Source organism: Arcicella sp. GW458-12-2-14-TSB2, from assembly GCF_059423785.1.
Genome location: NZ_JBWKYN010000011.1, coordinates 21254 through 40322 on the forward strand (window position 1 = coordinate 21254; position 19069 = coordinate 40322).

The 19069-nt window shown below is 36.9% G+C and carries 28 protein-coding genes; 6 read left to right on the forward strand and 22 right to left on the reverse strand.

All coding sequences use genetic code 11. The features are described from left to right. Nucleotides 1-27: 27 nt before the first annotated feature. From rpsH to rplC, 15 genes are all read right to left on the reverse strand, one after another. The gene (gene rpsH, locus AC07XN_RS02785; protein WP_184128579.1) at nucleotides 28-423 is read right to left on the reverse strand and encodes a 30S ribosomal protein S8; all 396 of its coding nucleotides are present in this window, start codon (nucleotides 421-423) and stop codon (nucleotides 28-30) included. Nucleotides 424-556: 133 nt separating this feature from the next. Further along, nucleotides 557-826, reverse strand: coding sequence for a 30S ribosomal protein S14 (gene rpsN, locus AC07XN_RS02790; RefSeq protein WP_109741979.1), 270 nt, complete (start codon nucleotides 824-826; stop codon nucleotides 557-559). A 105-nt stretch (nucleotides 827-931) separates the two neighbouring features. Then, entirely contained in the window at nucleotides 932-1486 is a 555-nt protein-coding gene (gene rplE, locus AC07XN_RS02795) for a 50S ribosomal protein L5 (RefSeq protein ID WP_309913330.1), read from the reverse strand. Between the two features lie 85 nt (nucleotides 1487-1571). Next, complete coding sequence (gene rplX / locus AC07XN_RS02800; RefSeq protein WP_309913327.1) at nucleotides 1572-1904, reverse strand: 50S ribosomal protein L24; 333 nt, start codon at nucleotides 1902-1904, stop codon at nucleotides 1572-1574. Nucleotides 1905-1918: 14 nt separating this feature from the next. Continuing rightward, the gene (rplN, locus tag AC07XN_RS02805; RefSeq protein WP_309913324.1) at nucleotides 1919-2287 is read right to left on the reverse strand and encodes a 50S ribosomal protein L14; all 369 of its coding nucleotides are present in this window, start codon (nucleotides 2285-2287) and stop codon (nucleotides 1919-1921) included. Between the two features lie 70 nt (nucleotides 2288-2357). Next, entirely contained in the window at nucleotides 2358-2621 is a 264-nt protein-coding gene (gene rpsQ, locus AC07XN_RS02810; protein WP_184128565.1) for a 30S ribosomal protein S17, read from the reverse strand. A gap of 86 nt (nucleotides 2622-2707) precedes the next feature. Further along, on the reverse strand, nucleotides 2708-2893 hold the full coding sequence (gene rpmC / locus AC07XN_RS02815) for a 50S ribosomal protein L29 (RefSeq protein ID WP_309913321.1): 186 nt from the start codon (nucleotides 2891-2893) through the stop codon (nucleotides 2708-2710). 93 nt (nucleotides 2894-2986) lie between these two features. Beyond that, a complete protein-coding gene (gene rplP, locus AC07XN_RS02820; protein ID WP_184128559.1) occupies nucleotides 2987-3412 on the reverse strand; it encodes a 50S ribosomal protein L16 in 426 nt (141 codons plus the stop codon). Nucleotides 3413-3518: 106 nt separating this feature from the next. After that, entirely contained in the window at nucleotides 3519-4406 is an 888-nt protein-coding gene (rpsC, locus tag AC07XN_RS02825; protein WP_309913318.1) for a 30S ribosomal protein S3, read from the reverse strand. Nucleotides 4407-4433: 27 nt separating this feature from the next. Then, nucleotides 4434-4799 (reverse strand): 50S ribosomal protein L22, encoded by a 366-nt coding sequence (gene rplV / locus AC07XN_RS02830; RefSeq protein ID WP_184128552.1) that lies wholly within the window; start codon nucleotides 4797-4799, stop codon nucleotides 4434-4436. A 96-nt stretch (nucleotides 4800-4895) separates the two neighbouring features. After that, the gene (rpsS, locus tag AC07XN_RS02835) at nucleotides 4896-5174 is read right to left on the reverse strand and encodes a 30S ribosomal protein S19 (RefSeq protein WP_184128536.1); all 279 of its coding nucleotides are present in this window, start codon (nucleotides 5172-5174) and stop codon (nucleotides 4896-4898) included. A 4-nt stretch (nucleotides 5175-5178) separates the two neighbouring features. Continuing rightward, complete coding sequence (gene rplB, locus AC07XN_RS02840) at nucleotides 5179-6006, reverse strand: 50S ribosomal protein L2 (RefSeq protein WP_309913315.1); 828 nt, start codon at nucleotides 6004-6006, stop codon at nucleotides 5179-5181. Nucleotides 6007-6126: 120 nt separating this feature from the next. Beyond that, entirely contained in the window at nucleotides 6127-6414 is a 288-nt protein-coding gene (gene rplW, locus AC07XN_RS02845; protein ID WP_309913312.1) for a 50S ribosomal protein L23, read from the reverse strand. 85 nt (nucleotides 6415-6499) lie between these two features. Next, entirely contained in the window at nucleotides 6500-7129 is a 630-nt protein-coding gene (gene rplD, locus AC07XN_RS02850; protein WP_309913309.1) for a 50S ribosomal protein L4, read from the reverse strand. A gap of 127 nt (nucleotides 7130-7256) precedes the next feature. Next, nucleotides 7257-7874 (reverse strand): 50S ribosomal protein L3, encoded by a 618-nt coding sequence (rplC, locus tag AC07XN_RS02855; RefSeq protein WP_309913306.1) that lies wholly within the window; start codon nucleotides 7872-7874, stop codon nucleotides 7257-7259. A 666-nt stretch (nucleotides 7875-8540) separates the two neighbouring features. Between rplC and AC07XN_RS02860 the strand changes: the two genes are divergently transcribed. After that, complete coding sequence (locus tag AC07XN_RS02860; RefSeq protein ID WP_494741966.1) at nucleotides 8541-9293, forward strand: glycosyltransferase family 2 protein; 753 nt, start codon at nucleotides 8541-8543, stop codon at nucleotides 9291-9293. A gap of 9 nt (nucleotides 9294-9302) precedes the next feature. Here the strand turns inward: AC07XN_RS02860 and AC07XN_RS02865 are convergent, their stop codons facing one another. Then, entirely contained in the window at nucleotides 9303-9593 is a 291-nt protein-coding gene (locus AC07XN_RS02865; RefSeq protein WP_309913301.1) for a YciI family protein, read from the reverse strand. A 207-nt stretch (nucleotides 9594-9800) separates the two neighbouring features. Between AC07XN_RS02865 and AC07XN_RS02870 the strand changes: the two genes are divergently transcribed. Further along, nucleotides 9801-10373: a Crp/Fnr family transcriptional regulator gene (locus AC07XN_RS02870; protein ID WP_309913298.1), complete on the forward strand. Its 573-nt coding sequence runs from the start codon at nucleotides 9801-9803 to the stop codon at nucleotides 10371-10373. Between the two features lie 41 nt (nucleotides 10374-10414). On the opposite strand, the gene rocD is transcribed toward AC07XN_RS02870, so the two are convergent. Both rocD and AC07XN_RS02880 read right to left on the reverse strand, forming a co-directional pair. Beyond that, entirely contained in the window at nucleotides 10415-11665 is a 1251-nt protein-coding gene (gene rocD / locus AC07XN_RS02875) for an ornithine--oxo-acid transaminase (RefSeq protein WP_494741967.1), read from the reverse strand. 96 nt (nucleotides 11666-11761) lie between these two features. After that, nucleotides 11762-11938 carry a hypothetical protein gene (locus AC07XN_RS02880; RefSeq protein WP_309913292.1) on the reverse strand — a complete coding sequence of 59 codons (177 nt, stop codon included), beginning with the start codon at nucleotides 11936-11938 and terminating at the stop codon, nucleotides 11762-11764. Between the two features lie 91 nt (nucleotides 11939-12029). On the opposite strand from AC07XN_RS02880, the gene AC07XN_RS02885 reads away from it, so the two are divergent. Both AC07XN_RS02885 and AC07XN_RS02890 read left to right on the forward strand, forming a co-directional pair. Continuing rightward, nucleotides 12030-12200 (forward strand): C1orf53 family protein, encoded by a 171-nt coding sequence (locus AC07XN_RS02885; protein WP_494741968.1) that lies wholly within the window; start codon nucleotides 12030-12032, stop codon nucleotides 12198-12200. Nucleotides 12201-12369: 169 nt separating this feature from the next. After that, a complete protein-coding gene (locus AC07XN_RS02890) occupies nucleotides 12370-12759 on the forward strand; it encodes a hypothetical protein (RefSeq protein WP_309913285.1) in 390 nt (129 codons plus the stop codon). A gap of 78 nt (nucleotides 12760-12837) precedes the next feature. On the opposite strand, the gene AC07XN_RS02895 is transcribed toward AC07XN_RS02890, so the two are convergent. Next, nucleotides 12838-13905, reverse strand: coding sequence for a hypothetical protein (locus AC07XN_RS02895; RefSeq protein WP_494741969.1), 1068 nt, complete (start codon nucleotides 13903-13905; stop codon nucleotides 12838-12840). A gap of 84 nt (nucleotides 13906-13989) precedes the next feature. Further along, entirely contained in the window at nucleotides 13990-15129 is a 1140-nt protein-coding gene (locus AC07XN_RS02900) for a helix-turn-helix domain-containing protein (protein WP_494741970.1), read from the reverse strand. Between the two features lie 121 nt (nucleotides 15130-15250). Between AC07XN_RS02900 and AC07XN_RS02905 the strand changes: the two genes are divergently transcribed. Continuing rightward, nucleotides 15251-15769, forward strand: coding sequence for a GNAT family N-acetyltransferase (locus tag AC07XN_RS02905; protein WP_494741971.1), 519 nt, complete (start codon nucleotides 15251-15253; stop codon nucleotides 15767-15769). Nucleotides 15770-15781: 12 nt separating this feature from the next. Further along, complete coding sequence (locus AC07XN_RS02910) at nucleotides 15782-16321, forward strand: P-loop NTPase family protein (RefSeq protein WP_494741972.1); 540 nt, start codon at nucleotides 15782-15784, stop codon at nucleotides 16319-16321. 40 nt (nucleotides 16322-16361) lie between these two features. Here AC07XN_RS02910 and AC07XN_RS02915 read toward each other — a convergent pair whose 3' ends face one another. Then, nucleotides 16362-17891: a DUF7133 domain-containing protein gene (locus AC07XN_RS02915; RefSeq protein WP_494741973.1), complete on the reverse strand. Its 1530-nt coding sequence runs from the start codon at nucleotides 17889-17891 to the stop codon at nucleotides 16362-16364. After that, a complete protein-coding gene (locus AC07XN_RS02920) occupies nucleotides 17888-18982 on the reverse strand; it encodes a plastocyanin/azurin family copper-binding protein (protein WP_494741974.1) in 1095 nt (364 codons plus the stop codon). The genes AC07XN_RS02915 and AC07XN_RS02920 overlap by 4 nt, the downstream gene beginning before the upstream one ends. Nucleotides 18983-19069: the final 87 nt, after the last annotated feature.

Consider the following 19069-nt stretch of genomic DNA (forward strand, 5'->3'; position numbering starts at 1 on the left):
GGAAACTTCTTTCAGCGTTAAGAAATATTAATAAACGTGGCAAAGTACTTCACCACCTACGTTTAACACACGAGCTTCTTTGTCGGTGATAACCCCTTTTGATGTCGAAAGAATTGCAATACCTAAACCATTCAATACACGTGGCAACTCAGTTGCACCTTTGTATTTACGTAAACCTGGCTTAGAAATTCTTTCTAATTTAACGATTGCCGACTGCTTAGTAACTGGGTTATACTTCAAAGCAACTTTGATGGTACCCTGAACAGTTGTATCGTCAAATTTATAGTTTTGAATATATCCTTTATCAAAAAGCACCTTAGTGATTTCCTTTTTGATGTTAGAAGCAGGGATTTCAACGATTCTATGGCGTGCCTTGATGGCATTTCTCAATCGTGTTAAGTAATCTGCTATTGGATCTGTCATTGTTTTCGATATTTGAAACGAAACCTTTTCTGAAAAGGCTCGCAAAATTACGGAATTAAAATTAAGAAGACAAGTAATTGATAATTAAAATAATTCTAATTACTTAATTATCAATTATCTGAAGTGGTAATGATTACCAGCTTGATTTAGTTACCCCTGGAATTAATCCATCAGAAGCCATTTGGCGGAAAGTAACACGGTTGATACCGAACTTACGCATATAACCTCTTGGGCGTCCTGTAAGCTTACAACGGTTATGTAAACGAACTGGTGAAGCATTTTTAGGTAACTTATCAAGTCCTAAATAATCTCCAGCTGCTTTCAAGGCTGCACGTTTTGCGGCATACTTAGCAACTGTTGCTTCTTTCTTTCTTTCTCTTGCTTTTACTGATTCTTTTGCCATTGTGTTGAGAATCTTTATTTGTTATCGGTTATCTGTATCCGTTATCGGTAAATGTTATTTAGAAAATAATATCAATAATAACAGTTCACAGATAACTTAAATCAATTACTTCTTCTGATTTGAGAAAGGCATTCCCATTGCTGTTAACAATGCATTAGCCTCTTCGTCAGTTTTTGCGGTAGTTACAAAAGTGATATCCATACCAGAAATTTTATTTACTTTATCAATAGAAATTTCAGGGAAGATAATTTGTTCTTTAACACCTAATGTATAATTACCACGACCATCGAAACCTTTGTCTGATACACCTTTGAAGTCACGTACACGAGGTAACGAAACTGTCATTAAGCGATCAAGGAATTCGTACATTTTATTTCCTCTCAACGTTACTTTAACACCAATTGGCATATTTTCACGTAATTTGAAGTTTGAGATAGCTTTCTTAGAAATTGTTGCAACAGCTTTCTGTCCAGCGATAAGAGTAATTTCTTCAACACCCGTATCAATCAATTTCTTGTCAGCCACAGCAGCACCAATACCTTTGTTGATTACAACTTTAGTAACTTTTGGAACTTGCATTACTGATTTGTATTGAAATTTTTCCTTTAAAGCAGGAACGATTTCATTTACATATTTATCTTTCAGTCTTGTAGTTGTCATTGTATGAAAATTTATGTGGATTTCCGACCCACTTTTTCAATTGATAGTTTTGATTATGCATCAAAACTATTTACTTGAGATTTAATTAAATGAATTTTCCTGTTGCTTTCGAGAATCTTTGCAACTTTCCTTCTTCGTTCAATTTACGACCTGTACGTACTGGCTTGCCGTTTTCAGCAACTGCCAAGTTTGAGATGTGAATAGAACCTTCACGTTTCTCAATACCACCTTGCGGAGTATTTGCATTAGGCTTAACGTGTTTAGTTTGAAGATTAACACCTTCAACGATAGCACGTTGCTTATCAACCAATACTTTTTTGATTACGCCTGTCTTACCTTTTGAGTTTCCAGCGATAACGATAACTGTATCACCAGATTTGATGTGCAGTTTTGGCTGCTTATTAAACTTTCTTTCCATGATACGAATTATGATTAAAGCACCTCTGGGGCTAATGAAACGATTTTCATGAAACCTGCATCACGCAATTCACGTGCAACTGGCCCGAAAATACGAGTACCACGTGGCTCGTCGTTGGCATTCAACAATACGGCTGCGTTATCCTCGAAACGAATATATGAACCGTCTTTACGACGAATCTCTTTTTTAGTTCTTACTACTACGGCTTTAGAAACCGTACCTTTCTTCATATTTGATGATGAAAGTGCTGATTTAACAGTCACTACAATTTTATCACCAATTGAAGCGTATCTTTTTCCTGTACCGCCCAACACACGGATAACTAGAACTTCTTTAGCTCCTGAGTTATCTGCTACGCCGAGTCTTGATTCTTGCTGTACCATTTTATGATTGGAATACTGATTTTAACGAAAAATTTAACTTCTTAATAATATTAGATTGTTGGGAAGGAAATTATTTCGCTTTCTCGATAACTTCAACTAATCTCCAACGTTTATTTTTTGAAAGTGGACGAGTTTCCATTACTTTCACTGTATCACCAATACCACATTCATTGTTCTCATCGTGAGCCATCAACTTTGAAGTTTTTTTCATAAACTTACCATAAAGTGGATGCTTTACTTTTCTTTCTACGGCTACAGTGATTGATTTGTCCATCTTGTCGCTCACTACGCGCCCTACTCTGATTTTTCTCAGATTTCTTTTTAATTCTTCCATCGTTGGATTCTATTAATTGTTGTTACAAGATTGACCTCAAGCGTTATATTGATGAGGTCTGTTATAATTACTTCTCAGTAATTGATTTATTTCGCTGCCGAGATAGCAGTTTCCAATCGAGCAATAACTTTACGAGCCTCACGGATACGTAATGGATTTTCAATTGGAGAAATAGCGTGAGCAAACTTTAGGCGAGCTAAAGCCTCTTTTTCAGAGGCTAAAGTACTTACTAGTTGTTCCGCACTTAATTTTTTAATTTCTGCGTTTTTCATGACTTTGATTATGAATATTATAATCTGAATATGTATTAATAGATTCGATAAACTTTGGAAAGCCATCAAATCATAACTAACCAAATTTTCAAATTATTGTGCTTCTTGATAATCTCTACGCACTACGAATGAAGTACGAAGTGGCAATTTTTGAGCTGCTAAACGAAGCGCCTCTTGTGCCAATTCTAAAGGTACACCAGCCGATTCAAACAAGATAGTTCCTGGCTTGATACGTGCTACCCAGTATTCTGGAGCACCCTTACCTTTACCCATACGTACCTCTGCTGGTTTCTTCGTAATAGGTTTGTCAGGGAATACACGAATCCAAACTTGACCTTCACGTTTCATGGCACGAGTTACTGAAATACGAGCCGCTTCAATCTGACGAGCAGTGATGCGTCCTGGTTCCAAAGCTTTGATAGCGAACGTACCGAAATCAAGTTCATGACCACGAGTAGCGTTTCCTTTAATCCTACCTTTCTGTTGCTTACGGAACTTGGTTCTTTTTGGTTGTAACATTGTCTTATTAAGTCTATGGGTCGGTGGCTTCAAGAATTAAGAAATGAGTTATTAAAAACACTCTTATCTTACATTTCACTACTGACCACTGACAAGAATTTACGAATTATCTCTTTCCACCCGCTGGTTTGTTGCCACCGCCAGGACGATTTCCGCCAGGTTTGTTAGCTCCGCCACCACGGTTGTTATTGTTGTTATTACGACGTTGTGCATCGTCACGACCACCAGCACCGCCACGGTTGTCACGACCACCACGACCTTTACGATCGCCTTCTTCGCCACGTCCACCACGGTTGTTACCTCCACGAGCATCAGCTCCACTAGCAGCTTGTTGTGCAGCCATACCAGCATTTGGAGAAAGATCACGCTTACCATAAACTTCACCACGGAAAATCCATACTTTAATACCGATTTTTCCGTAAACAGTTAATGCTTCAGAAATTGCATAATCGATATCAGCACGAAGTGTGTGCAAAGGAATACGACCTTCTTTGTATCCTTCAGAACGTGCCATTTCAGCACCTCCTAAACGACCTGAAAGTTTCAATTTGATACCTTGAGCACCTACACGCATTGCTGACGCGATAGCTTGCTTCATAGCACGACGGAATGAAATACGAGCTTCTAATTGTTGTGCGATAGCCTCACCAATTAATTTAGCATCAATCTCAGGACGTTTGATTTCAAAAATATTAATTTGAACATCTTTGCCTGTGATTTTCTTTAATTCTTCCTTGATTTTATCAACTTCTTGACCACCTTTACCAATTACAACGCCTGGGCGTGCAGTATTGATAGTCAAAGTTATCCGCTTTAAAGTACGCTCAATGATTACCTTAGAGATAGCACCCTTTGGAATACGTGCGGCAACATATTTACGAATTTTATCGTCTTCAACTAATTTATCGGCAAAACTCTTACCACCATACCAGTTAGAATCCCAACCTCTGACGATACCAAGTCTAAAACCAACGGGGTTTATTTTCTGTCCCATTTTTTGATATTTAGATTATTTCTCTAATTATTCTGTGATTATTGTTGGTGCGGTTGCTGAAGCAACTACAAGGGTAATGTGGTTAGAACGTTTTAAGATTCTGTGACCACGTCCTTGTGGAGCTGGACGCAAACGCTTTAATGAGCTACCGCCATCTACTGTAACGGTTTTAACATATAAGTCAGCATCTTCTAACTTTACATCCTCATTTTTATTTTGCCAGTTAGCAATGGCTGAGAGTAACAATTTCTCAACGTGTCTTGCACCAACCTTAGGCTCGTATTTTAAAATACCGAGAGCCTTATTTACTTTCTGACCTCTAATCATGTCTACCACGATTCTCATTTTCTGAGGTGAAGTCGGAACATTATTTAACTTAGCTACTGCTTCCATTTTATGATTTCGGATTTCGGAGTTGGACATTGGGAATTTCAATTATGATGATAATAATATCTTAATAATTCAAACCCCATTTTCCAGCATTCCAAATTATCTTTTGCCTTTATCTTTTTTTGCCGTGTGACCTCGGAAGTTGCGTGTTGGAGCAAATTCACCCAATTTATGACCTACCATGTTCTCTGTCACAAATACTGGAATAAATTTATTACCATTGTGCACTGCGAAGGTGTGTCCAACGAAATCAGGTGAAATCATCGAACGACGTGACCAAGTCTTAATAACTGACTTTTTTCCTGATTCGGTCATGACTTGCACCTTGTTGTCAAGGCGGTAGTCAATATAAGGTCCTTTTTTTAATGAACGTGCCATCTACCTATTTTTTCTTTCTACTGATGATTAGACGATTTGATTGTTTCTTCGGCGTACGAGTTTTCTTACCTTTCGCTAATAAACCTTTACGTGAACGAGGGTGACCTCCTGATGAGCGACCCTCACCACCACCCATTGGGTGATCGACTGGGTTCATCACTACACCACGAACTCTTGGACGGCGACCTAACCAACGATGACGACCTGCTTTACCCATTACGGTATTCATGTGGTCACTGTTAGATACCGAACCTACTGTTGCTAAACATCTTGACAATACCATACGCATTTCGCCTGAAGGCAATTTTAACGTAGCATATTTGCTATCACGAGCTAACAATTGTGCATAAGTACCAGCAGAACGAGCCATTTCTGCACCACCACCAGGACGAAGTTCAATTGCGTGAATAATTGTACCTGTTGGAATGTTTGATAATGGAATAGTGTTACCTACTTCTGGTGCTGCTGTAGCACTTGAGATTACTTTTTGTCCAACAACAATTCCTGCTGGAGCAATGATGTATGCTTTTTCGCCATCTGTATATTCAATAAGAGCGATACGAGCTGTACGGTTTGGATCGTATTCAACTGTTAAAACTGTTGCTTCAACATCGAATTTATTACGGAAGAAATCAACTAAACGATAACGACGTTTGTGACCTCCACCGATATAACGCATGGCACGGTGACCATCTGCATTACGTCCACCTGTTCTTTTTACTGGGGCTAACAAAGGCTTGTAGGGCTTTGAGGCTGTTATTTCCTCGAAAGTCGCAGCAATCCTGTGGCGTGAACCCGGGCTTGTTGGTTTTAATTTTCTAGTAGCTGCCATTTCTGTGCTTTGTTCAATTTATCGGGATGAACTCCCATAGTTAAGTAATTTGAAGATTTGATAACTTGAAGATGAAATCGAATTCCAAATTTTCAAATTAGCTTAATTTCAAATTATAATTTAAATTCCATCATAGAAATCGATAACTTCACCTTTAGCGATAGTTACGATTGCCTTTTTGAATGTTGAAGTAACACCAGAAGTAACTTTAGTTCTAGTACTTCTTGATTTCTTCTTACCAAATTGGCGAAGTGTGTTTACAGCCGTAACTTCAACACCATACATTTTCTTAATTTCTTTTGCAATCTCGATTTTGTTTGTCTTGCTTGCTACTTCGAAAACGTATTGACCGCCTTTCTGTAAGTCCTGAGATTTCTCAGTAAGAATTGGTCTTTTGATAATGCTCATTTTCTTATTTTCGTTATTTATTATCCGCTATTGCTATCTGTTAAACGCTTATTCATACGGATAACGAATAACAATTAACCAATAACTAATTACTAAAAGATGATTCGATTTTTGAAATTGCTCCTTCTACGATAAGCAATTTTGTTGCGTTAACTAAATCATAAGTGTTAACTTGTCCTGTTGAAGCAATTTTCGTTTTTGGAAGATTACGACCTGACAAATACACATTTTGATTTTCTTCTGGCAAGATTAACAATGTCTTTGTATCATTTAAAGACAATGCGCTTAATAATGCGATGTAAGATTTAGTTTTTGGAGCATCAAAAGAAAAGCTTTCTAATACTGTTACTGAACCTGACTGCACTTTAGCAGCATAAGCTGATTGGCGAGCCAATGATTTCACTTTCTTGTTTACCTTGAAAGAGTAATCTCTTGGAACTGGACCAAAAATACGTCCACCACCTTTCATCAATGGAGATTTTGCTGAACCAGCACGAGCACCACCTGTACCTTTTTGTTTTTTAATCTTGCGAGTTGAGCGAGAAACTTCTGCTCTTGGTTTCGCTCTGTGAGTTCCTTGACGTTGGTTTGCCAAGAACTGCTTCACGTCTAACCAAACTACGTGTTCGTTTGGCTCGATGCCAAAGATTTCGTCAGAAAGGGTTACCTTTTTGCCTGTTTCTTTGCCTTGTATGTTTAAAACTGATAATTCCATTTGTCTAATTTGAAAATTTTAATCGGGCGACGAACCGCCGGGCGGCGAACCGCTTGAAAACCTGAAAATTTAATAATGTAATGTCAACGCTACAAAGAGCCAATTGATACCCTTCAAATTTTCAAATCTATTTTTCAAGAATAACGTAAGAGTTTTTCGCTCCTGGGATTGAACCCGATACCACGATTAGGTTTTTCTCTGAATAAACTTTCAATACTTGTAAGTTTTGAACTTTTACACGATTACCACCTGTACGACCTGCCATGCGAATACCTTTGAATACACGAGATGGGAATGAACAAGCACCGATTGAACCTGGGTGACGACCTCTGTTGTGCTGACCGTGAGTTTGACCTCCAACCCCTGCAAAACCGTGGCGTTTAACAACACCTTGGAAACCTTTACCTTTTGATGTTCCGATAGCATCTACGAAATCGCCTTCTACGAACAACTCTGCGGTAATAACTTCTCCAAGTGAAAGTTCATTTTCGAATGATTTAAACTCTACGAGTTTTTTCTTTGGAGTAGTTCCTGCTTTTTTGAAGTGACCTAAAAGAGGTTGCGTTGTGTGCTTCTCTTTTTTCTCGCCATAACCCAACTGAATGGCGCTATAACCTTCTTTTTCTACTGTTTTTACTTGTGTTACTACACAAGGACCGGCTTCGATCAGCGTACAAGCGACAGCAGTACCGTCAGCGTTGTAGAGGCTGGTCATACCGACTTTCTTTCCGATAATTCCAGACATTTTATTAGAATAAAACGTTAATAATTGATTGTGAATGAACGAGTTACGACAAAATCCCAACTGGGAGCGTAAAACGGACTGCAAAGGTCGGAATTTAATTTGGCATAAACAAAATCTATACTAAATTAATTCACTAATAAATTGCGACAGAAATGAGTAAAGCTACAAGATGTGCACGTATGCAGACGAAGAGACGGAAAAACCGTATTGCGTTAGAAAAACGAAACGTTTCTTGTGTAGCTTAATATTAACATTACAGACTGGGCATTCAGTGTTATAATATAATATCAGTTCTGACACGCTTGCAGGCAAGCCTGCGGTAATTTCAAATTAGAAGATTTACGTTTTGCCTATTTCCGTATTTTTTATCGAGTTCTGCCAACCCATATAAAAACAAAGAAAACGTTCTCTCTTAATTGGACTGCAAAATTAGAGGATTCTTTTTGAAATACAATGAGTTAAGTAAAAAAATATTTTAATTATTTTACTTTTTTTTAACAATCAATCTGATACCTTATTTTATTGCGAAATACTCACTGATAAAAAAATATTGATGGCATGACTTGAAGTCGTGCCATCAGTAATAACCGATGTCTGATAGCTGAAGTGCTATCCCTCTTTACAAGAAATATTACTATCTTTGTACTCTTAGCAAAATAGCTCTTTATGAAAATTTCTATCATTACTGTTTCCTTTAATAGTGTAACTACGATTCGTCAAACCATTGAAAGTGTTTTAGCGCAGGATTATCCCGAATTAGAATATATCGTTGTAGATGGCGCTTCTAAAGATGGAACAGTGGAAATTTTGAAGGAATTTGCCGATAGAATAAAATTTATCTCTGAACCCGACAAAGGTATTTATGATGCCATGAACAAGGGTTTGAAAATGGCCACTGGTGATGCTATTGGTACAATTGGTGGGGATGACTTCTACCCAAACAATCAAGTAATTAGTCAAGTAGCTAAAGCTTTTGTTCAATACCAAACCGATGCGGTATATGGAGATATACAATTTATCAATCCAGACGACATTCATACGATTGTGCGCTATTGGAAAGCTGGTGAGTATTCACGTAAAAATTGGTTGCAGGGATGGATGCCTCCGCATCTTTCGTTCTACCTGAAAAAAGCGGCTTTTGAAAAGTATGGTGAATACCTAACAGATTTTACTTGCTCTGGCGACTATGAGTTAATGCTAAGAATGCTTTATAAAAATCACCTTTCTGCACACTATCTACCGCTAACGCTTACTACAATGCGTAATGGTGGCACAAGTACTGCCTCGCTTAAGCACCGTTATAGAGCTAACATGGAAGATAGAAGAGCATGGAAAATAAATAACCTAAAGCCTCATTGGTATACTTTGTGGATGAAACCGCTATCAAAAATTACTCAGTTATTTAAAAAGGGAGAATAACGTCTATTGTTACACATTGGCTACTCTGAAAGGATGTATTGCTGTTTTGTGCCACACTCCCATCGTATTATAAGGATCATTATTAAACCAATCTTGAAAAGCTGTTTCAGTTTCGAACTGGACAATCATTGTTGAGCCAATCATTTGTTGTGACTCATCCAACATTGCACCTCCCATCAAGAAATTTCCGTTTTCTTTTAGTTTTTTTACACACTCTAAATGATAAGGACGAGCCACTAGTCTACGATTAAGTGCCTCACTGTCTGTTCCATCAAAAGCATAAATTACATACTGTAACATTTTATTTATCATTTATAATGTGACTTTTTTAAAATATTGATGTCCAAAGTAAATATTAAATGTAACTCCTATTCCATAGTTATTGCTATAGATAACCTAGTATTGCTCTAAAAGTTAGTAGTGATGCTCTAAAAAATTACTTGAACATTCAATTTATTACGAAGTTGCATCATTTAACGCAAACCATCAACCTTATAAGCCCATCACATGAGAGATAATTTAATAGCATTTGTGCGCAAGTACGTTAATTTTTCTGATGAAGATATTGAATTTGCTCAACCTTATTTTACTGATGTTATTTTAAAAAAAGGTGGTTTTTGGGTAAAAAAAGGAGAATACAATGCCGACGTCGCCTTTATTAATAAAGGCATGTTACGTTCTTATTTCATTAAAGATAATGTAGATATCACTTACGATTTAAGTTTTGAAGATCAAATAATAACAAGTACGTCATCCTATTCCCAAGGCTTGCCTAGCATAGATTATATCCAAGCCATAGAAGACTGTGATTTATGTGCGATAACAAAAATCAATCTTGACTTTTTGTATTCACATTCGCCCAAATGGGAGCGTCTGGGAAGGGTTTTATATGAGAACTATACTGTTCAGCAAGAAATAAGGCTACGTTCTTTTATTTCAGAAACTGCCCGAGAACGCTATGAGGCTTTATCTAAACATAAACCAGAGCTATTAAGGCGAACACCTCAGATATACTTGGCTAATTATTTAGGCATTACGCCACAGTCGCTTAGCAGATTGAGAAGAGAAATTACGAAATAATCATAGAGGCTCATTGCATCAAAGAATGAGCCTCTATGATGTTATTCCCAATTCAATATTACTTTTTCTATAATATCACAGGCTTCGTTCATTTGCCCTTCTGTAATGACTAAAGGTGGTGCAAATCGAATTTTATTTCCGTGAGTTGGTTTGGCAAGTAAGCCATTATTTTTAAAAGCTACACATAGTTCCCAAGCAGTTTCGCTTTCTTCATCAGTGTTGATTTCAATGGCATTTAATAAGCCTTTCCCTCTGACTAATCTCACTAAGTCAGGACGCTGAGCAATTAGCTTTGACATTCTTTCTCTGAAGATGGCTCCCATTTTCAGCGCATTGTCGGCTAAATTTTCCTCTTTAACTACGGTCAAAGCCGCAATCGCCACCGCACAAGCTAAGGGGTTTCCTCCGTAAGTAGAACCATGTTCACCCGGTTTGATTGTCAACATGATTTCATCTCTGCAAAAAACAGCCGATACTGGATAAGTACCACCAGAAAGGGCTTTACCCAAAATTAGGATATCGGGCTGAAAATCTTCGTAGTCACAAGCCAAACGTTTTCCTGTACGAGCAATACCCGTCTGTACTTCATCAGCAATGAATAATACATTTTTTTCACGACACATTTCATAGGCTTTTTTCAAATAGCCTTCGTCTGGTACTACAACCCCAGCTTCGCCTTGAATGGGTTCAACCATAAACCCTGCAACATTAGGGTCTTTCAAAATCTCTGCCAATGCCTCTAAGTCGTTATAAGGGATGATTTCGTACCCTGGTAACAGTGGCCCATAATCAGCGTAACTAGAAGGGTCGGTTGATGATGAGATAGCCGCAAGCGTACGTCCCCAAAAATTACCTGCCGCATATACGGTCTTAGCTTGATTCTGCGGAATACCTTTTACCTTATAAGCCCATTTACGAGTAAGTTTCAAGGCTGTCTCCCCTCCTTCTGCTCCAGAGTTCATCATCAATACCTTATCATAGCCGAAATATTCACAAAGAAATTTTTCGCAAACCCCTAATTGATCACTATAAAAAGCACGAGAAGTAAGCGTCAATTTTTGCGCTTGTTCAATCAAGGCTTGAACAATTTTAGGGTGACAATGCCCTTGGTTCACGGCACTATAAGCAGAAAGGAAATCGAAATATCGTTTATTATCTACATCCCATACAAATACTCCTTCTCCTCTTTGAAGGACAACAGGCATTGGATGATAATTGTGTGCGCCGAAACGGTCTTCTAACTGCATTGCTTTCTCTGAAGCGGATGCAGTACTTAGTGATTGTACTGTCATTGTGATAAATTGGTGATTGAGTGAATGGTGAATGAGTGATTTTAATAAATCTATCATTCACCATAATTGAAAATAAATACTAAAGACGATGAGTAATTAGCAATCATTCAATCCAGACAAGCCAATGATGTACAAGATAAGTACGAATACAGAAAGGATACGGTGAATTTTACAGAAGTGACCATACAATGAGCTTGTCGTAAACACACGATTAGTGATACGTTTATTGGAACGCATCACTAAATGTTGGTATTTAGGATAAAAATCACTCATGATTGTAAGATTCTCTATTTATTTTAAACGAGAATACCTCAAATCTACAAAATATTGAACATTTTACAAAATTAGCTGTTGATTAAATACCATGAAGAAAACCAACCCACAAAACGATAATAATCCATCCAAATTAACAACTGACGACTTTTATATTAATGAAAATGGCTACATGGTTTTTACCGAGGCTTATCATTTAAAAAGGGGTTATTGTTGTAAAAATGGTTGCAAGCATTGCCCTTATGGATTTAAAAAAGAATAGGACTTGTGAAATGGTTATTCAAAGAAAAAAATAACAAAAGCGCTATTTGCAACTACTAGGTTATTCAATAAAGAATTAATATTTTTATGTAAGTTTTAAACCTGACACTTGAGTTTTTGATAAAATTTTGACAGCTTTTGAAATATCGATAAACCAAATAAAATATCCTATGAAAACGAAATCTACTTTATTATTAGCGACAAGCTTATTATTCTCTGTATTATTATCCTGCAAAAAAGACGCAAATACTCCGCTTGACAATGACCCCAACGCAATGATAGTTTGTGGTACAAAAGACCCTGTAAATGATTTGAAGTGGTTATCTGATAAAATGAAAGTTTTAGAGGGAGGCCCTAACTTAAATGGAATTGTGCTTTTTGAATATAAGAGCAACAAAGTAATTGAGATTCAATGTTCAGTGTGTTCGTCTACAAATATTCATCAGTATTATTGCGATGGGACGAAGTTAGATTTTACGAATTCTGATAATTTTAACGATTATTTGAAAAATAGGACGAAAATCAAAATTCTATATGGAACTGAAATGTGGAAAATGTAACATATATTAATTGAGCCAGTCCATTTTCAACTTTAATACTCTCTAAAAGGGTTAAAGTTGAAAATGGACTGTATGCCATTAGTTTATTCTCTGCATTATTACTCGAATGGAGTCTTTTCCCATTTTACTTGACATCAACATTTGTTTAGTCCCTTTTAATTGACTTAGTGCCGCAATAAGTATTGCTACATTTTCGGGGCTTTGTTCAAATACGACGTTGATTTTCTTTTGTGTGCTATCAAAATCATAACGCCCAATTTTACGATGATTGGTACTATTAAACTCAAAAACGCATAAATCGTTAATATCAAAATATATTTTGGTAAGCCTAGTATCTTTCTGAGATGAATCTGACGGGAAAAATGTACTATTACCTTTTGAGGATTCCACTTCATAAGTACCTCTTATTACTTCATTTTGAGTAGACTCGTTTTCAAGACGATATACAAATAAAAAAGCCAAAACTATCGCTGAAAATCTGATTAGTATTTTGGTAAGTTCAGTTTTTTGTTCTTTCTTCTCCTGAAAAAAAAACAGGATTAATTTATCAATATCCAATAGCAAGCAGTACGATAAAGCAATCATTATTATCACAGACTGCATCAAAGCACCTGCATTCATTCCATAAAATAGATTAATCAATAAAATATTGAGCATCACTGGAAACAAAATAAACATCCCAAGCAGCTGAGTTTTACGAAATAGTAGTAAAAGAGACCCTCCAATCTGCATCAGGGCTACGATACAGCCAAATGAGTATGAATAGCCGAAATAATACCAAGTAAGCCATTCGCCTGAAAGCTGACTCATGGGAATATCAGCAATATGCTTTGGTACTACGAACTGTTGTCCAAAGATTTTTTTCCACCCAAAACTCGCTATGCTAAAAGCTAATGCATAGCGAATAAAGGCAAGAACGACTGTTGATTGTTGTGGTAAACCTTCAATTTTATCCTTGTTTTTAAAATGCCAAACAAAGGCATAAGTGATTGAAACTATTAAACAAAATCCTGCTAAACCAAAAACCATTGGAGGACTCATCCAAATAGGACGTTTGTCTCTACCAATCAGTAAAACGTCTGCCAACAAGATGATGCCTAAAATAAAACAGGCAGAAAACTTCTGAAAGAATGATTTGAATTGCATAAGTGAAATGAGTATTAAAATTAGAATTTAGGACAAACCACAGGATTTTGACCTAGAGATTCTACTCAAATCACGATTTGATGACTACTCTTCAGATTTTTTTTGAAACATAGTGGGCGTCATGCCAGTAATCTGTTTGAATGAACGCTGAAAAGTAGGCAAAGAATTAAACCCAACATCATAAGCAATACTTAGAATAGTTAAATGTTTATGTTGAGGGTCTGCTAATCTTACTTTGGCTTCTTCTATCCTGTATTCATTGATATACTCACCAAAGCCTTTGTTGAGTACCTGATTACAAATTGCCGAAATAACTTTTGGCGTTAAGCCTGTAAGTTCTGAAACCTTAGTAAGGTTCAAAGTTGGATTCAAATAGTACTTTTCTTGCTCCATCACCGTTCTGAGTTTCTCTACAGCTTCGCTTACCTGCTTGTCATCCAACACATCAAGGGTAGATTGATTCGTTTTTTGTTTGTCTATTCTAATGATGCTGATGTTATGAAAACCCATAAAAGCTATCCAGTACATCACAAAAGATAACCAACATTCGAGGGGGAGATAAAATTGCGTGTTATTTTCTTGGTGCAATAACACACTTCCATAGATAGTAAAAGACCAGATAATGAGTGTCCCTAAAAAAACGTGGAGTAATAAGGTTAACCATCGATGAATAATCGAGTTTTCTTCTTTGGTATCTTCCCCCAAAATGGCCTCCGATTGCCATTGCCGTAGTATTTGATACGATTTAAACAGAAACCATCCAAAAACGACAATCATCAAGTTGCGTTCTACATTAATGGTATTTCTGTAAATCATAAAGAACTGCGGACGGTGTATCTCATCAATAATATTGAAGGTAATTAACAAGAAGAATACCAAATTGACAGCTAAACAAATAAGGGCAGGTATAAAATACACCCATTTAGGCTGACTTATGGCATCAGTCCCAATGGCATTGCTAACTACATACAAAAATAAAAGTGGGCCAATACAGTAAATGTGAACCAAAGGGATATAATTATCAATAAAGAAAAAATTATTGGCTTTCCCAAGGGTAAACATTAACATCTCGAAGCTATTGTAGGCAAAAATAAGGATAATCCAAGCTAAAAAATATTGCTTGATGGGATTGTTTCGCTTTGAAAAAAACAAAATACTGCTCAATATTACGGCTTGTAACAACCCTAAAAATATGACAAAACTAATGATAGGAATATTGAGCATACATTATAACTAAGCTTTTTGGTAAATATAATGAGAATCATCCTCAATCAATTATTCATTTAAATAATGTATTAATTTTGTCTGCATAACAATCAACTAAAATATCTCTTCTTCTATCAACATGAACAAAATTCTAGCAACTGAAAGGCTCATTTTAAGAGAATACACCCTTGACGATACCCAATTTGTCATTGAATTATTAAATACTGAAGGCTGGTTAGCCTTTATTGGCGACAAAAATGTTCGTACTGAAGAGGAAGCAAAAACATATTTATTGAATGGACCAATAAAAAGCTATGCTGAAAATGGTTATGGATTGAGCTTAGTAGTCACAAAAGAGGGCTTAACACCTATTGGAATGTGTGGATTAATTAAAAGAAATAATCTTGATAGCCCTGATATTGGTTTTGCCTTTTTACCTGAGTTCACAGGCAAAGGTTATGCTTTTGAAATTGCAGATGCTATTATTACTTATGCCAAAGACACCTTAAAGTTACCACGGGTTTATGGCATAACGATGCCCGAAAACGAGCATTCTAAAAGACTTTTACAGAAAATAGGATTGAGTTATCAAGAAATGTATTCTTTCCCGAATCAGGAAGAAAAACTGATGCTATTGTGCTACGAGTTTAGTCATTAATCTCTCTTTAAAATGAAAATCCACATTTTTGGGGCATCATCTAGTGGCGTAACTACGCTAGGGAATGCCCTATCTAACCAACTAAATATTCCTTATTTTGATAGTGATGAATATTATTGGGAAAAGTCAGACCCTCCGTTTACCGTCAGGAGGAATCCAACCGACAGGACCTTGATGATAAAAAAAGATATTGAACAAACCGACGATTGGATTCTGGGTGGTTCGATAATCAGTTGGGGAGATATTTTTCCAAGCTTTGATTTAATCGTTTTCTTGTGGGTACCTCCGCATATTAGGATGGAAAGACTTAAAGAAAGAGAGTTCAGTCGGTATGGAAATATTATTTATACCGAACCTGCTAGAATAAAACAATACAACGATTTTATGGCTTGGGCAGCCGACTACGACAATCATACGGGCATTGCTACCAGAACATTGAATGCACATGAAAATTGGTTACAGCAAACTACTAGTCCAACTTTAGCAATACGAGGCGATTTTAGTACTGAACAAAGAATTGACCTTATATTAAACAAGCTATCCGAATTGTAAATAAGTTTAGAATTCGGATAGCTTGTTTCTCTCCTTTTGATTATTTCAATTGATTCAACGTATAGCAAATTATATTATTGAAAAGGTATTTGCCATCGCTGGTTTGTAAATCACCTGTTTTCAGTTCATATATGTATCCAGCTTTTAATTCTGCTAATTCCAAAGACACCTTTTTGCCATCTGCTGAAACTTTGATTGATTTTACAGGTACATTTTGTACATCAAACTGTTTTGAACCATAAGCCTGATGGTACTCGTAATAAAAACGTCGGAATTTATAATTAAGTAACTCTTGCGCTTTGGCAGGGTCGAGTGGTAAAGAGAATGTCAAGTCAAAACCTGTTTTGGTCAAGTTCATCGCCATAATATCCAAGTGATTTTTGCCTTTCCACGTAATGCGTTGAATACCCCTTGCTCCTACCCAGCCGTGGTCGTTCTGACCCACCCATAGGCTTCCGTCTGGCGCAAAAGCCAAGCGATTGTTACCAATTCTCATTTTTGAGCTAAAATTCAATGGAATACAAGCTCCCTGCATGGCACCACCAACTTCTTCCATCAATAAGCGAATCACATATTTATGATCCATATCGCCAATCAACATTTGTCCGCCAAACATTCCAAATTTCCCTCCTGTATTTTCTAGTATTGGTTGTGTAGGCGAGTTAGCAAAATAGCCATGTGGAAACTGAATTGATTCTTTTACCCGCATACTATCTAGTTTGGCAACTGGTAAATTAATCGGTACTACTCGTGGGAAATCTTCTTTCCAGATTAACCCAGCAGGATGTCCATAAAATTTACCTTCTTCTACATGATACAATTTACTAGTTCCCAACCAGTCACCTTGGTTATCAGATACCAACAGTCGCCCTTGGGCATCAAAACCCAAACCATTAGGCGAACGGAAACCAACTGCATACGGTTTCAATACGCCATCTTTCCCCAATTTCATAATCCAACCACGGTAAGGCACACAAGAATACATACGGCCTGGACGAGAAAGGGAATCGTATTTACCACGAATTTCATTTCTGATACCTGCTCCGTTAGACGCCAAATTTAGGGCAATAAACAAATTACCTTGTTTATCAGCTATAGGACCAAAAGCAAATTCATGATAATTGCCCGACATTCCAAAGTCATCCGTTACTGTTTGGTATTCATCCGCCACGCCATCACCATCGGTATCTTTTACCCTAGTAAGTTCTGGACGTTGCATGATTAACATTTCGTGATTATTAATCACCATCATCCCCAATGGTTCATGTAAGCCTTCAGCAAACATTTTCCATTCCTTAGTCTTCTGGTTATACATCATTACCTCGCCACGGTGAAAACAGGCTACAAAACGCCCGTCGGGCATAAAACCTATCGCACCTGTTTCTGCTACCAAGCCATCAGGCAAGGGAATGTTTTCTACTTCATAATAATTAGCCGCCGAATCTTTGGGCACAGAAACTTGTGCTGAAAGGCTTGTAGTAAAAAGTAGTAAACAAAAAATCCAGCTAAAATGGATTCTTATCCGACTACTGTATTCTATTGTGTTGTGAAGACGATTGATATTTTTCATTTTTTCATGGAAATACTAAGACGTTGTACATTGGCAGGAATCCTGAGTATGCCTTTATTGAATTTACCTTGCTTACTTTGGTAAACGATGCCATCATCAGTATTTACTAAAAAGTAAAGTATTTGTTTATTGTTCTTAAACGTAAAATCTCTTATCAAGGTTTTACCATCACCGCTCAATCGGATGGTTTCAGTCACTTCTACTTTATCTAAAGTATATTTAAAAGTGGGTAGTCTTTTTGTAAGTTTATACCCTTTGAAATCAACCTGTGGAATAGTTTTAACATTGCCTATTCTGAAAGGGAAAGTGGTTTTATCTCGCCAATATATTTCACCAACTACTTTGGTTAATTTACTACCATTACCTTTCCATTGCTCTGAGTTATCCACAAATCCACCCGACCAAGCGTATCTTAGATAACACTTTCCTGCATCAAAACAATAGGATTCTGTCGCTGTCAAGCCTACTGCAATAGCCGCTGGGCCACAATCTGGCATAAACGTTCTATACAACAATGGATATTTTAAAGCGAATGGATGTGGTGAAGGCATTTCCATGTGATGCCCTTCGTGACTGACTACTGTTGCAATCTTTTGTCGTTGGGCATCAGGTACATTCATGTCTTTTTCCAAAGAAGGCAGTGCCTTAGTGGTTGCATAAATAGCTCCGTACATGACAAAGCCATGCCCAGGATAAGTACATACATACGGGTAAATACCTTCTTTTTCCAATAAAAAAGTAATGGTATCTATTCTACCTGGTTCTACGATTTTGGTATTCGCAATAATTAAGGATGAATTGGGTACATAATCCATGCTCGCACCTTTGTCCCCTAGTTTTAAGGCCTCCTCTACTACTTTCAATCTAGCATTTGGTTTGGTTACGACCATGTTGTGTGCCATGTCATCATGGTTATCCAATATTATCGTCAATCGAGTATTAGGTTGTACCGCAAATCGAGGTAAGTCGAATTGGAGTCCTCCTAAAACTTTAACAGTTATCGTGGTATCTTTTTGAGAAAAGCCATGTAAGGTTGCCAACAATAAGCTACACAACAAGCCTAAACGAATCATTTTTATATTTTTTAGCATTTCTGAAGCAAAGGAAAATATATTCAATAAATTTCAACACGTAAATTAAGCATGATAGTGTAATTTCTCTTCATGCATTGTAGGCTT

Excerpts from the sequence above, each read along its gene's own strand:
- rpsS (WP_184128536.1), bottom strand. The coding sequence starts at position 5,174 with ATGGCACGTTCATTAAAAAAAGGACCTTATATTGACTACCGCCTTGAC.
- AC07XN_RS02890 (WP_309913285.1), top strand. The coding sequence starts at position 12,370 with ATGAAAACGAAATCTACTTTATTATTAGCGACAAGCTTATTATTCTCT.
- AC07XN_RS02880 (WP_309913292.1), bottom strand. The coding sequence starts at position 11,938 with ATGAGTGATTTTTATCCTAAATACCAACATTTAGTGATGCGTTCCAAT.
- AC07XN_RS02915 (WP_494741973.1), bottom strand. The coding sequence starts at position 17,891 with ATGAAAAATATCAATCGTCTTCACAACACAATAGAATACAGTAGTCGG.
- AC07XN_RS02900 (WP_494741970.1), bottom strand. The coding sequence starts at position 15,129 with ATGCTCAATATTCCTATCATTAGTTTTGTCATATTTTTAGGGTTGTTA.
- AC07XN_RS02905 (WP_494741971.1), top strand. The coding sequence starts at position 15,251 with ATGAACAAAATTCTAGCAACTGAAAGGCTCATTTTAAGAGAATACACC.
- rplW (WP_309913312.1), bottom strand. The coding sequence starts at position 6,414 with ATGAGCATTATCAAAAGACCAATTCTTACTGAGAAATCTCAGGACTTA.
- rocD (WP_494741967.1), bottom strand. The coding sequence starts at position 11,665 with ATGACAGTACAATCACTAAGTACTGCATCCGCTTCAGAGAAAGCAATG.
- rplD (WP_309913309.1), bottom strand. The coding sequence starts at position 7,129 with ATGGAATTATCAGTTTTAAACATACAAGGCAAAGAAACAGGCAAAAAG.
- AC07XN_RS02920 (WP_494741974.1), bottom strand. The coding sequence starts at position 18,982 with ATGCTAAAAAATATAAAAATGATTCGTTTAGGCTTGTTGTGTAGCTTA.
- rpsH (WP_184128579.1), bottom strand. The coding sequence starts at position 423 with ATGACAGATCCAATAGCAGATTACTTAACACGATTGAGAAATGCCATC.
- AC07XN_RS02885 (WP_494741968.1), top strand. The coding sequence starts at position 12,030 with ATGAAGAAAACCAACCCACAAAACGATAATAATCCATCCAAATTAACA.
- rpsC (WP_309913318.1), bottom strand. The coding sequence starts at position 4,406 with ATGGGACAGAAAATAAACCCCGTTGGTTTTAGACTTGGTATCGTCAGA.
- rpsN (WP_109741979.1), bottom strand. The coding sequence starts at position 826 with ATGGCAAAAGAATCAGTAAAAGCAAGAGAAAGAAAGAAAGAAGCAACA.
- rpsQ (WP_184128565.1), bottom strand. The coding sequence starts at position 2,621 with ATGGAAGAATTAAAAAGAAATCTGAGAAAAATCAGAGTAGGGCGCGTA.
- AC07XN_RS02870 (WP_309913298.1), top strand. The coding sequence starts at position 9,801 with ATGAGAGATAATTTAATAGCATTTGTGCGCAAGTACGTTAATTTTTCT.
- AC07XN_RS02910 (WP_494741972.1), top strand. The coding sequence starts at position 15,782 with ATGAAAATCCACATTTTTGGGGCATCATCTAGTGGCGTAACTACGCTA.
- AC07XN_RS02895 (WP_494741969.1), bottom strand. The coding sequence starts at position 13,905 with ATGCAATTCAAATCATTCTTTCAGAAGTTTTCTGCCTGTTTTATTTTA.
- rpmC (WP_309913321.1), bottom strand. The coding sequence starts at position 2,893 with ATGAAAAACGCAGAAATTAAAAAATTAAGTGCGGAACAACTAGTAAGT.
- AC07XN_RS02860 (WP_494741966.1), top strand. The coding sequence starts at position 8,541 with ATGAAAATTTCTATCATTACTGTTTCCTTTAATAGTGTAACTACGATT.
- rplP (WP_184128559.1), bottom strand. The coding sequence starts at position 3,412 with ATGTTACAACCAAAAAGAACCAAGTTCCGTAAGCAACAGAAAGGTAGG.
- rplB (WP_309913315.1), bottom strand. The coding sequence starts at position 6,006 with ATGGCAGCTACTAGAAAATTAAAACCAACAAGCCCGGGTTCACGCCAC.
- rplE (WP_309913330.1), bottom strand. The coding sequence starts at position 1,486 with ATGACAACTACAAGACTGAAAGATAAATATGTAAATGAAATCGTTCCT.
- rplC (WP_309913306.1), bottom strand. The coding sequence starts at position 7,874 with ATGTCTGGAATTATCGGAAAGAAAGTCGGTATGACCAGCCTCTACAAC.
- rplV (WP_184128552.1), bottom strand. The coding sequence starts at position 4,799 with ATGGAAGCAGTAGCTAAGTTAAATAATGTTCCGACTTCACCTCAGAAA.
- rplX (WP_309913327.1), bottom strand. The coding sequence starts at position 1,904 with ATGGAAAGAAAGTTTAATAAGCAGCCAAAACTGCACATCAAATCTGGT.
- rplN (WP_309913324.1), bottom strand. The coding sequence starts at position 2,287 with ATGGTACAGCAAGAATCAAGACTCGGCGTAGCAGATAACTCAGGAGCT.
- AC07XN_RS02865 (WP_309913301.1), bottom strand. The coding sequence starts at position 9,593 with ATGTTACAGTATGTAATTTATGCTTTTGATGGAACAGACAGTGAGGCA.